The sequence below is a fragment of the Psychrobacter luti genome, assembly GCF_014192115.1.
GTDB classification, from domain to species: Bacteria; Pseudomonadota; Gammaproteobacteria; order Pseudomonadales; family Moraxellaceae; genus Psychrobacter; species Psychrobacter luti.
On record NZ_JACHXL010000004.1, the window covers coordinates 36,056 to 49,059 of the forward strand.

General features: G+C 44.5%; 9 protein-coding genes. 7 read left to right on the forward strand and 2 right to left on the reverse strand.

The window, feature by feature from the left end; translation table 11 throughout:
* Positions 1–121 precede the first annotated feature (121 nt).
* The 3 genes from FHS24_RS09245 (at position 122) to FHS24_RS09255 (ending at position 3,229) form a co-directional block, all read left to right on the forward strand.
* A complete protein-coding gene (locus tag FHS24_RS09245) occupies positions 122–1,150 on the forward strand; it encodes an ABC transporter substrate-binding protein (RefSeq protein WP_183620873.1) in 1,029 nt (342 codons plus the stop codon).
* Positions 1,151–1,503: 353 nt separating this feature from the next.
* Positions 1,504–2,403, forward strand: a complete 900-nt coding sequence (locus tag FHS24_RS09250; RefSeq protein ID WP_183620874.1) for an ABC transporter permease — start codon at positions 1,504–1,506, stop codon at positions 2,401–2,403.
* Between the two features lie 31 nt (positions 2,404–2,434).
* Entirely contained in the window at positions 2,435–3,229 is a 795-nt protein-coding gene (locus tag FHS24_RS09255) for an ABC transporter ATP-binding protein (protein ID WP_183620875.1), read from the forward strand.
* Between the two features lie 89 nt (positions 3,230–3,318).
* On the opposite strand, the gene FHS24_RS09260 is transcribed toward FHS24_RS09255, so the two are convergent.
* Positions 3,319–3,984 (reverse strand): response regulator transcription factor, encoded by a 666-nt coding sequence (locus tag FHS24_RS09260; RefSeq protein ID WP_183620876.1) that lies wholly within the window; start codon positions 3,982–3,984, stop codon positions 3,319–3,321.
* A gap of 89 nt (positions 3,985–4,073) precedes the next feature.
* Positions 4,074–6,206, reverse strand: a complete 2,133-nt coding sequence (locus tag FHS24_RS09265; RefSeq protein WP_183620877.1) for a sensor histidine kinase — start codon at positions 6,204–6,206, stop codon at positions 4,074–4,076.
* A gap of 316 nt (positions 6,207–6,522) precedes the next feature.
* On the opposite strand from FHS24_RS09265, the gene FHS24_RS09270 reads away from it, so the two are divergent.
* The 4 genes from FHS24_RS09270 to FHS24_RS09285 all read left to right on the forward strand — a co-directional run bounded on the left by FHS24_RS09270 (position 6,523) and on the right by FHS24_RS09285 (position 12,489).
* A complete protein-coding gene (locus tag FHS24_RS09270) occupies positions 6,523–7,899 on the forward strand; it encodes a cytochrome c (protein WP_183620878.1) in 1,377 nt (458 codons plus the stop codon).
* Positions 7,899–8,867, forward strand: coding sequence for a c-type cytochrome (locus FHS24_RS09275; protein ID WP_233449112.1), 969 nt, complete (start codon positions 7,899–7,901; stop codon positions 8,865–8,867). The genes FHS24_RS09270 and FHS24_RS09275 overlap by 1 nt, the downstream gene beginning before the upstream one ends.
* Before the next feature lie 215 nt (positions 8,868–9,082).
* Entirely contained in the window at positions 9,083–11,440 is a 2,358-nt protein-coding gene (locus FHS24_RS09280; protein WP_183620879.1) for an FdhF/YdeP family oxidoreductase, read from the forward strand.
* Between the two features lie 5 nt (positions 11,441–11,445).
* Positions 11,446–12,489 (forward strand): formate dehydrogenase accessory sulfurtransferase FdhD, encoded by a 1,044-nt coding sequence (locus FHS24_RS09285; protein WP_183620880.1) that lies wholly within the window; start codon positions 11,446–11,448, stop codon positions 12,487–12,489.
* Positions 12,490–13,004: the final 515 nt, after the last annotated feature.

Below are 13,004 nucleotides of genomic sequence, written 5' to 3' on the forward strand. Positions count from 1 at the left end.
TCTCTGGCAAACAGCAGTGAGTATTGAATAGAAAGACCGTGATTAACAAGCAGTCAGCGCTACCTTTTATTTACCTTTTAAATAATGTACGGACACATTATTATTCTCAGGAGTCAGACCCATGTTGTATCAAAATCGTTTTGCAAAAGCTTTATTATGGGGCGGTGTTTGCACCGCTATCTTGACCGGCTGTAACCAATCAGCACAAGATGCCAGTACCACTGACGGCGCTGCAACAGGTGGCGATGCCAAAGCTGCCATGAAAACGGTCGCTATTACTGCCATCGTTGAACATCCAGCACTCGATGACGTGCGTAAAGGCGTTATTGATGAATTAAATGACGCCGGCTTTAAAGAAGGCGAGAATTTAACCATCAACTTCCAAAGTGCCCAAGGTAATACCGCCACTGCCGGTCAGATTGCCAAGCAATTCGTCGCTGATGCACCAGACGTCATCGTTGCCATTGCAACACCATCAGCTCAGTCTGTGGCTGCCTCTACCAGCACCATTCCTATGGTATTCTCAGCAGTGACTGACCCTGTAGCAGCCAAATTGGTGCCTAAACTTGATGGTTCTGGCACCAACGTCACTGGTGCTTCGGATGCCCTCCCTTATGCACCACAAATCGATTTGATGCGTCAAATTATCCCAAGCTTAAAAAACGTCGGTTATGTATATAGTCCAGGCGAAGTGAACTCAACCATCGTTTTAAAAGCATTAAAAGACAACCTAACGCCACTAGGTATCAACGTACACGAAGCACCAGCTCAGCGTAGTAACGATATCGCAATGGCTGCCCGTAGTCTTGAAGGTAAAGTCGATATGATTTATACCTCAACCGATAATAACGTCGTTTCAGCCTATGAGTCACTTTACCAAATCGCTAAAGAAAGTAAGATTCCACTAATTGCCTCTGATACTAGCTCTGTTGAGCGCGGTGCCGTTGCGGCTTTAGGGGTAAACTATTACGATTTGGGCCGCGAAACTGGTAAAATCGTTACTCGTATTTTAAACGGTGAAAAAGCGGGTGCTATTCCTGTTTATACCCCGCAATCGCTTGATTTATATGTCAGTCCAAAAAATGCGAAAGACGAAGGCATTACTTTGCCACAAGCCGTTATCGATAAAGCAAAAGTAGTGGTAGAATAACTGCGACTTTTGGTATCGTCCCGATAGAGGGTAATTTTTTATCAACTATCGTCTATGGGCGATACCGCTATTTATTTAGCGCAGACAAAACCCAGCTATCAGTCAGTAGGCTGGGCTTGTTTTTTAAAGGCTTTAAATGAGCAGGACTTATGATTATGCGTAATAATGACAAGTTTTGTTTTACCCTAGCTGCAGATAACCCAATCTGTTAAATTCACCGCTTCGTCGTTTAGCTAAAATTCACGTATAGATTCATTTATAAATAAAATAGCGCCGCTATATAGCGCTCACTTATTCTATGAATCACTAGAATGTTATTTGCTAAACGCTTGGTTATGACTTACTGATCTCTTATGTCTTTAATTGCTTTTTTTGGTGCGCTTGAAAGTGGTCTGATTTATGGCCTAGTGGCGCTCGGCGTCCTAATCTCATTCCGTACCCTCGACTTTCCGGATTTGACCGCTGACGGTAGCTTTCCGTTAGGTGGCGCAGTCGCTGGTATTTCTATCATTGCAGGTATCAACCCTTGGCTTGCTTGTGCCTTTGGTATGCTAGCAGGGTCAGTTGCCGGTATTGTCACTGCTTGGCTACACGTCAAACTGGGCATATTGCAGCTGCTTGCCAGTATTCTTGTGATGGTTGCCTTATATTCTGTCAATCTGCGGATTATGGGTGCGCCAAACTTGCCGCTGTTGGGCGAAACTACGGTCTTTAGTACCTTAGTTCATGATGGCAATGGCTACTGGATGCGGTGCTTAATCATTGGTGTTGTCGTACTACTGGCCATGTTATTTTTAAACTGGTTTTATAGTACTGAAACCGGTCTTTCGATGCGGGCGACTGGCTCAAATCTACGTATGGCACAGGCGCAAGGTATCAACACCTCGTGGATGACCATCATCGGTATGGCGATTTCCAACGGTTTGATTGCTCTAGCGGGCGCGCTGTTTGTACAGACGCAAGGTGGTGCAGACATCTCGATCGGTATCGGTACGATTGTCATTGGTCTGGCAGCGGTCATCATCGGTGAGACTATTATTCCTGCCAAGCGAATTTGGCTGATTACCTTTGCCGTGGTTGTCGGTGCGGTATTGTACAAGCTGTTTATTCAGGTTGCCCTATCGAGCGATACACTACGTAGTATCGGTTTTGGTCCGCAGGATTTAAACTTGATTACAGCGCTGCTCGTGGTATTGGCCTTGGTATTGCCCAAAGCTAAAAATAAATTTTTAAGTCGTAAAGTTCGGGCTTAATGTCAATGTGCAACCATAAGGAATAATTATTATGATGCAAGCTACAGATTTGCGGTTGACCTTTAATCCTGGAACGCCCATTGAAAACCCTGCCCTACGCGGTATCAATCTGAATATCGCTGATGGCGAGTTTGTGACTGTCATTGGTACCAATGGCGCGGGTAAATCGACCTTTTTAAATGCGGTCAGTGGCACCACGCGCGTCGATAGCGGTTCAATCTTATTAAATGGCATCGATGTCACCAAAAAAACCGCGCACCAACGCGCTCATTGGGTTGCTCGAGTCTTTCAAGACCCGATGGCGGGAACTTGTGAAGCTTTAACCATTGAAGAAAACATGGCGCTTGCCTATAAGCGCGGCGGCAAACGTGGTTTAAGCTTTGCGCTAAACCAAAATAACCGTGACTTATTTCGCGAGAAACTGTCAGTATTAAAGCTTGGCTTAGAAAATCGTTTAACCGACCGTATGGGTCTGTTATCTGGTGGCCAACGTCAAGCAGTTAGCCTATTGATGGCATCATTGCAGCCGTCTAAGATTCTACTGCTTGACGAGCATACGGCTGCCCTTGATCCTAAAACTGCTGCTTTCGTTTTAGAATTGACGGATAAAATCGTCACGGACAATCAGCTTACGACGATGATGGTCACTCACTCGATGCAGCAGGCATTAGCACATGGCACGCGTACTGTGATGCTACATCAAGGGCAAGTAGTGCTCGATGTCGCAGGCGATATTCGTAAAGGCATGAATGTGCATGATTTACTTGATATGTTTGAGCAGACTCGCGGCGAAAAAGTCGAAGATGACAGCTTGATATTAAGTTAAATCATTTAGCAATATATTTTGAATTTAAAAAATAAAACGCCTGTTTAATAGCAGGCGTTTTTTTATGAATGCTGTAATAATTTTGGTTGTTAAGCTTCGAGCAGCACTAACTTTTGAATCAACTCACTGACATGCTGTGATTGCATTTTTTTCATCACTTGTGAGCGATGCACCTCTACCGTGCGTACCGATATGTCTAAATGGTCAGCGATATTTTTATTCAGATTGCCTTTTAATAATTCATTAGCGACCTGCTTTTCTTTATCGGTCAGCTGCGCATAGAGCTTTTTAATACCATAAAGCTGAGCACGCTTGTGGGTTAATGCTTGAGCGCGCGCAAGCGCTTCTTGTATACGATGGCTATTAATCGGTTTTTCGAGATAATCCGCCGCGCCTTGTTTGAGCATATTGACGGCATCAGCAATCTCACCCTTGCCAGTCAATGCAATAAGTGCTATCGGACTGTCATGTTGATTAAGATGTGCTTGCAGTGCCTGACCGCTCATTTCTGGCATCATCAAATCACTAACCACTACTGCTGGGTGATAAATATCGACTTGCTGCAAAAACATCAGCGCACTCGGCCATACTTGGGTCGACAATCCCAAGCTGCTAATCAAGAAATCACAGGAATTACGCACGCTTTCTTCATCGTCAATAATATGAATAAGCAAAAACTCACTATTTAGAGCGGCCAAATGATTATTAGCTCTTTGAGAATCTAAGTACTTATTGGAATGATGCTGAGCATTCATACGCGACCTTATAACTAAATTGATTTGCAAAGCTTATAAGCGCTTGGTTGTTCATAACTCTCTTATGCTCACTTTCTCTTTTGATTGCTTTATTTCTCAGCATTATCAGCCAAATGCAGCGGCAGATAAAAAGACACTTGCGCACCAATCTTGTTTGCTAGAGGATAAGTGCTTTCAGTTTTCATTAAGCGCACTTTACCATTTAAGTTACGCTTAAAGCGTTGCTGATAACCACCTAACGCTTGTATGCAATTAAGCTCATGCTGCACTTCGATATTACTAAGTCGCATCATACCGCCAAGTGACTTGCACAAGCGCTGACATATCATCAGACCCAAGCCTAAACCATTCTCTTTAGTTGATTTGGTGGCGTAACGATTGTGTAGGCGCTGCTGTGATTTATTATCAACTAGCTGCTTATTACCAGTTAACTGTTTATGGTCAAGCAACTGTGCCTCATCAAAACCGCCTGCATCATCGGTCATATGCAATACTATATATGATTTGCCATTATAATCTTCTGCCTGACAACGTAACATTATCTGCGTCGCCCCTTGCTGCTCGGCGTTTACCATACTGTTCATCAATAACTGGTCAAGAACTAGGTTTGGCAACTGCAACGATGGATAGTCACTTACTAGCCAAAAACTCATTGCTGACGCCTTCTCACCCAATAGCAATATACACTGCTCATAGGTAGTGGCGATATCCACCCTCACTTCATCCGGCTGTGAGCGCCCTGCCCAGCGCCGAATATTACTGATAACAGCCGCAACCCGTTCGGTTTCATTGACAATTTGCTGCAATGCGCTCTCTGTCGCTTGTTTATATATCAGGGACTTTTCTACCGCAGTCAAACTATTTAAAGAGTTGTTATCCAACCCCTTTCTTTCTTGACCGCGTTGACTGCGAATCAGTAATCCTTGGGCATAATTTTGAATAGTCGCCAGCGGCTGATTAATTTCATGGGCGATTGAGCCACTCATCTCACCGATGACAGCGAAGCGTTCTGATTGACGTAGCTGCTGGTCATAATCGCGAATCAATCGATTTTGCAGGGTAATTTTTTGCCGTCGTCGCCATGCCAGCCAACTCATCCACGCATAATTTACTGTTGATATCAGTATAATTAAAACAATAACCGCCATCCACAATCGATGCGCCTTTACCCATTCGACCATATGCGCGCCCAGCTGCTTTTGAGCAGGATGACGGTTCATATCATAAAGGATACGTTCAGCATCGCTACTCGATTCGGGTGGTAGCCAGTGCTGTCCTATTCCTAACAACGCTTGCTTTGACTGACTTGTACCAAATAAGTTTTGGTTAATTTGTCGAATCAGCACCGCAGGTGCTTGCTCTGTCGCTGCCAATGTCCAATTTGGATATATCCGCGTTGAAGATTGACAGCTAGAAGTCGTCGCGACAGGGTGAATAAGACGGTATTGCTTCTCGCTAATTTTACCTTGCCGCACCATCTCTTCCATCAAACAAAGCGGCGCTATTGCTGCGTCTACGCTGCCACTCGCCAATGCATGTAATGTGCGCTCAATAGGATAGCCGACGAAATGACTCTGGTAACGATTGGACGGCACGCCGTTTTGCTGTAATAAATGCGCGACCAGTAGATAACCACCAAACGCCTCGCTATCGACGGCAGTAATTTTACGCTGCTGCAAATCTTGCAGCTGATAAATGCCGCTGTCTGATTTTACCCAGAGTGCACTAGCGACCTCTTCCATGGCGCTAGGTTCTTTTAACGGACTACCCTGACTGAGCTTATTAAATTCATTGGCTAGATTAACCGTTGCGGAAAACTGCCTATCAGTGGCGTTGGTTTTAAAGCCTTTTTTATTAATTTCGTTATCATGTTTATCAGCAGGCGTCGCAGTCTCAGCTTGTAAGGTCGCAAGCCAGCGCCAATGGGTAGTATTCATTTTAATCAGCTGTACTTGTGGTCCAAGCACCAAGGCAAACTGCTGCGCCTCAATTCCCTGCTGCCAATTCTCTAACGCCAGCGGCACCAAGACCACTGTGTCATCTTGTAGCTGCTTGTTAAGCTGATTGAGCCAAGGTTGCCAGCGTTCTTGTGCAACCGTTTCGCCTTGCGGCGCCAGCACGCCTAAATAATACGTCTGGGCGTTCGCCATCGACATAACCAAGCAAGCATGTAATGCCATCAGAGCCATAAAGGCTATCAACGCTTGCAACGCTTTCCACACTTTCAACGCCCTCAAAGTTATGGTTCTAAGCGCAATTTTCGATAAAAAATAAACGGTATTTATAGGCATTATCTGCGACTTAAGACGTCCAAGTTTGTAAGCTTTATTAAAACCATATAATTAATGTGGTTTTCCACAATATCAGCATATTACGCCATATTCTATACTACATAGCAAGATTGTATCTTTTAATTGGCTGAGCTTAATGATTGCTATCGAATATAAAAATCAGGCATTACCAATAAGCCTTACAACATAGATAGCGACAGTAAGCGCAGTAATATTTTTATAGACTATTTTTATGGAGGGCGGGCTTATGAAAAAGTGGCCATTAATCATTATGATGGCAGCCATTGTCGGGCTGATTTTAGCGTTTATCATTGGGCAAATACTGCCTAATATGCGCACGACTAGCAGTGACATTGAAGTTAATATCACTGACCCTGCCCTTATTAAACAAGGGGAATACGTCGCGCGTACCGCTGATTGTGTTGCCTGCCATACGACGCTTGACGGTGAAACTTATGCAGGCGGTCTGCCTATGCTGACGCCACTGGGTGCCATTTATTCAACCAATATTACCCCTGATAAAGAAACCGGTATTGGTCAGTATACGTTTACTGACTTTAAAAATGCCGTCAAGCATGGCGTGCGTCGTGATAATAAAGCCCTTTACCCTGCGATGCCCTACCCGTCTTATCAGCTCATGCCAGATGAAGATTTGGCCGCGATGTACGCCTTTTTTATGTCTGACGTCAAACCTGTCAAGCAAGCCAATCTAAAAAGCGAGTTACCACCGGTGACAAACTGGCGCTGGCCTCTAGCTTACTGGCAAGCAATATTTGATCCAAAACGTAATTTTGTCGCTGAAAGTGATGATGCAGTGTTGGCTCGTGGACAATACTTAGTTGAAGGTCCTGGTCACTGCGGCTCTTGTCATACTGGGCGCGGTATCGGTTTCCAAGAAATCGCTTTAAATAATGCCGACTCAGAAGAATATTTGAGCGGTGCGGTCATCGATGGCTGGCGCGCCAAAAGTATCCGCGGTGAGCATCGCGGTTTGGCTACGTGGACCGTCGCAGAATTAAATGATTTCTTTAAAACCGGTCGTACTGATACCACAGCTGCCTTTGGTGCGATGGCCGAAGTGGTCGAGCACAGCACGCAATATATGACAGACTATGATATCAACGCCATGTCATCTTATCTAAAAATACTATCTCCTGCACCAAACAAAGAAAAAACCTTGCCTGCGAAAAAAGAAGTTACTACGCAAAAACTGCTTGATGGCAACTATGATTCGCGTGGCTCAATTCTGTATGCCGAGTATTGCCAAGTTTGTCACCGTGCTGATGGTAAAGGTGTGGCGCGTATTTTCCCTGCCCTTGATGGCAATAGTGCGGTATATGCTAAAAATGCTGACTCGGTACTACAAATCACCTTGAGCGGTGGCCGCATGCCCGAAACTCCGCACGATCGCATGGCCTTTACCATGCCTGAATTTATCAACCTGAGTGATACAGATGTGGCAGAAGTGGTCAACTATGTACGTAATAGCTGGACCAACCAAGCGCCTGAAATTGGTGTTGATGATGTGGTAAAAATGCGCGCTTTCCTCGCCAAAAAACCAAAAACCAGTACCGATATTGCCCCAGACTTAAGTATTGATACGCAAACAAAAGGAGCAAAATAATGAAAAACTCTCCACTCAACTTGCCTACTATTGCTCGCGTTATCTCTGAAAAAATAACAATGGGTAATTTCACCACCACTATCCTGACTGCTTCAGCGCTTAGTATCGCTGCTATCAGTAGTGGCTGCTCACAACCCGATCCAGTTGAGCAAAACGCGCCTCAATATGGCTTAGTCACCGCTGATGATGCCAACGAAGACATTGGCACTTATGTGTTGCCGCAAGATACCTCTATTTTAGATGAGCCGAATGCTGATGAAATCTTTTATGGTAAGCGCTTATTAAACGAAACCAAGCGTTTATTGCCCGAGCACGTTGGCGCGCAAATGAACTGTAATAGCTGTCATATCTCGCAGGGTAAAATCCCACTTGGCGACCCCTATATCAACAGTTATAACTTTTACCCGCGCGTAATGCCACGTTCTGGTAAAGAAGTCGACTTAACCAAACGCATCAATGGCTGTTTCCAGCGTTCGATGAATGGCAAACCATTACAGCCTGAATCTCCTGAAATGCTGGCAATGTTGGCCTATATGAAATGGCTATCCCAAAATACGCCGAAAGAGCAAAAGGTCGATATCCAAAACGCTGGTAAAGTGGATGAATCTTTGGTTGGTAATCCTGTGCGCGGTGAGAAAATCTACCAAGTACAATGCGCCACCTGTCATGGTGATAACGGCGAAGGCATGAAAGACAGTCGCGGCGATATTGTCTTCCCGCCATTATGGGGCGATGAATCCTTTAACATTGGTGCTGGGTTGGCGCGTACTTATAAAGCCGCGGCTTTTGTCAAATACAATATGCCAATGGGCATTCAAACCAAAGGCTTATGGGGTCATGGTAACGTGCTGAGTGATCAAGACGCGATCGATGTCGCTGAATTTTTCACCCATCAACCGCGTCCCGACTTTGCTGGTAAAGTAAATGACTGGCCAAATGGTAACAAACCTAAAGATGCCCGTTATTAAATGCGCTGGCCTGGCAACATATCAGTCATGCTGATTTATGAAATAAAAAAACCTCAAACGCATCATTTGCTTTGAGGTTTTTTGTTATCTATAGGTAATGATAGTCAATATTTCTTATCAGCCATTATATAGTAGCACTTAATATAGCAACACTTAATATAGTCATTTTTATTATAGTAGCCCTTACTTATCGCCATTCGCCTATGAGGTCTGTCATGCGCAAAATTCCTGTTTATACCCATCCTGCTGCTGGTTGGCCAGCGCTGATCTCATCGACTCGTAAGCTAATGGATTATAAGGCGTTTATGCGCGGTAGTGTCAGCGTCTTACATAGCAATCAGCCTAAGGGCGGCTTTGACTGTCCAGGCTGTGCGTGGCCTGACCATAAGACCCATAAAGCTATCGATGTCTGTGAAAACGGTATCAAAGTCATTGCCAGTGAAACGATGAACCAACGTGCAGATGCAGCGTTTTTTGCCAGACATAGTGTGACCGAACTACAAAGCTGGTCAGGCTACGAGCTTGAGCATAGCGGGCGTTTATCAGAACCCTTATATTATGATGCAGCGCAAGATCGTTACGTAGCTATTTCTTGGCAAGCAGCCTATGAGCGCATCGCTGATGTCTTAAAAAATCTCGATTCGCCAGATGAAGCCTTATTTTATACCTCAGGGCGCGTGACCAACGAGCCAGCTTTTATGTTTCAGCTGTTTGTGCGCTGTTTTGGCACCAATAATTTGCCAGATTGCTCCAATATGTGCCACGAGCCAACGTCAGTGATGCTTGGCAAACAATTAGGCGTCGGTAAAGCCACGGTAGTTTTGGAAGATTTTGAGCAAGCAAAGCTTATTATGTTGTTTGGGCAAAATCCTGCGACCAATCATCCGCGTATGCTTGAGATGCTAGCACACGCTCATAAAAAAGGCTGCCGTATTATCTCTATCAATCCGATGCGTGAGCAGGGTTTAAGCAAGTTTAGAAACCCGCAAAAACCAACCCATATGGCCGCAGGACAAAGCGATGAGATGGTCGATGAGGTCATTCAAATTCAAATCGGTGGTGATGTCGCTTTATTGACTGGTTTGGCTAAATGGCTGGTCGAAAATGATAAGATTGATAGTAATTTCATCACCACTCATACCTCAGGATTTGATGATTTAAAACAATGGCTGGTCGCCCAATCTTGGCAAGATATCGAGCTTGGCTCTGGTATTACACAAGCAGACATCATCAACCTTGCCAAGCTCGTGGCAGACAGTCCTGCCACTATCTGTACGTGGGGCATGGGCATTACCCAACATGTACAGGGCGAAGATAATGTCGCCATGATTACCAACCTGCTGCTACTGATGGGTATGATTGGTATCAATGGTGCAGGCGCCTCGCCCGTTCGTGGTCACTCCAATGTGCAAGGCGATCGCACTATGGGTATCCATGAGCGCCCTAAACAAAGCTTATTGGATAGCCTTGAGCGCGTGTTTAAGCGTCCTATGCCGCAAGAAAATGGGCTTGATGTCATTGCTGGAGCTAAAGCATTGATGCAAGGTAAACTTAAAGCCTTTATCAGTATGGGCGGTAACTATGCCGTTGCTGCCCCCGATAAGAGTGCGATTCAAACCGCCTTAACCACTACCCAGCTTAATGTTTTTGTCGCTACAAAACTTAATGAAACCATGCTATATCCGGGTGCAAACAATCTTATCCTGCCTTGTATAGGACGCACTGAACGCGTGATAACGGCAAAAGGCGAGCAGTTTGCGACGATTGAAGATTCTATGTGTCAAATCGTACCGACACAAGGACGTCTAAAACCGATTAGTGATGATTTAAAATCTGAAGCGCAAATTGTGGCCGATATGGCAACCTATGTGCTTGGCCCTGATTCGTCGATTCCATGGCAGACCATGGGTAGCGACTTCGATATCATCCGTAATTATATTGCCCGCGCTATTGACGGCTTTGAGAACTTTAATGAGCGTATCCGTGAAAGCGAGCGCGGTTTTCATTTATACCATCCAGCACGTCATCGTGTTTGGAATACCGATAGTGGCAAAGCCCAATTTGAAGTACCGCAATATCCGATTACTTATGTCGCCGCGCAAATGGTAGAAACTAGCGCGGACTATCATAGCAATGGCACGAGCGACAATTTTAAAGATAAAAATATCGAAAAAAGTACTGAGCAAAGAGTATGGCAATTGACTAGCGTCCGTAGTCATGATCAATTTAATACCATGATTTTTGGCCATCAAGACCGCTATCGTCAAACCAACCGCCGCGATGTGTTATTTATGCATCCCGATGAAATCAAGCGTTTAGGTTGGCAAAAAGGCGATAGTGTCATGGTATCGCGGCAAGACAGTCAAGATGAACGGCGCACCTTAGGCCCTTTAATACTTACTGAGATGGATATCGCCGCCAACGCGGTGGCTACCTATTATCCTGAATGTAACGACCTGATTGACTTGGACAGTCATGCGCCCGACTCGAGGACGCCTGCTTATAAGTCGATTACCGTTGTTTTACAGCGCGTTAATGAAGGTGGGCAATTGATGTCCTACAATAATGGTTAAAAATAATGGTCAATAAAAATAACTTAGCGACAGTAGATACTTTGGCAACAGATGTTGCTGAGGAGTTAAAGCAAAAAGTGCCACTATCGCGGCTGCATTTAGCACAAAAACATCGTTATTTATCTACTGAAAATTCCACTGATGTAGCCCAAGAAATAGAGGTTGATGACAAATCAGCAATGCTAGCAGTAGAGGCAGCCGTTGCGATTGTTATTAATGGTATCCATTATGCGATATTGATGGCAAGCCCCTATCAGCTTGAATATCTTGCCATTGGTTTTTTATATAGTGAAGGGCTTATTCATCATAGTCATGAATTATTAGATTGGGAAGTGACCCAACTGACCGATATCGCAAGTTATCAGAAATTTACCAATGATTTAACGGATGATTCGGCTACTGCCACTACTACTTTTGAGCAGTTTTCAGCGCAGCTGCAAGACTATGACGTGTATATAGTAGAACTGGTATTAAATCAGCGCTGTCATCAGCGTATTCAAGCGCAAAAGCGACAGCTAGCAGGACGTACAGGCTGCGGAATGTGCGGCATCACAGGACTGACGCAAGCCCTTCCCGATTTGAGCAGTTATTCAGCGGCAAACTTAGAATCAGACAAAAAACCGCTAGCATCAACTATCCCTACTCTGAATTATTTATTACAAGTACGGCAAAACATTAACGCAGCACAACACACGCATCAATTAACCGGTGCGGTACATGCCGCTGCCACCATGCAAGGCGCTGAATTACATTTATTCGAGGACGTTGGACGCCATAATGCCCTCGATAAACTTATCGGTTGGCAATTACGCCATAAAACAGAGCTAACATGCGTGGTCATGACATCGCGGCTGTCTATTGAGCTGGTGCAAAAATCTATCCGTAGTCACATACCTTGGCTCATCGGCATGTCTGCACCGACCAGCACTGCGGTACGGGTTGCTGAGCGCTATGGCTTGGGGCTAGCAGGCTTTTTACGCGATGACCGAGTCACTTACTATACCAACAACACTACACCAACTGTCCATACGCTTAAAACACCAATCTAGAGCGGATTCTGCTGTTATATCTCTATAACTAAACATGCCATGTCTCACTCAGTTACTATGCACTCCTATTACCCTTCCTGTGCAATTTTTCACTTATACATTCGATTAAGCTTTTTTAACTCCATCCCGCTCTAACCCTGATTATGCTTAGCTTATAAAGCCATCTATTAGTTTACCTTAACCATCGCTGACTCAGAATTTTGAGGGAAAATTTGAGGTTAGAGAGATAATAGGTTACCCTTACCACACAAATATGTTACTAACATTTAACATAGCTGTAGTTTTATTTATCAATGATAAGTAAATGAGCACCACAATCCCAATAATATTTTACTTATCATCACGACAACGGATGATAGCTCACACGCAATAAATGAGTAAAACGTTACTCTAATTATTGCTTATCACAGCTGATATAAACTGTCTACATTTAGCACAAGTCATACAGTTTTGGCTTAGTGCTTATCCGTAATTTTGCTATGGAAGCTTACCATGTAAGCCTCGTGTAGCTTATC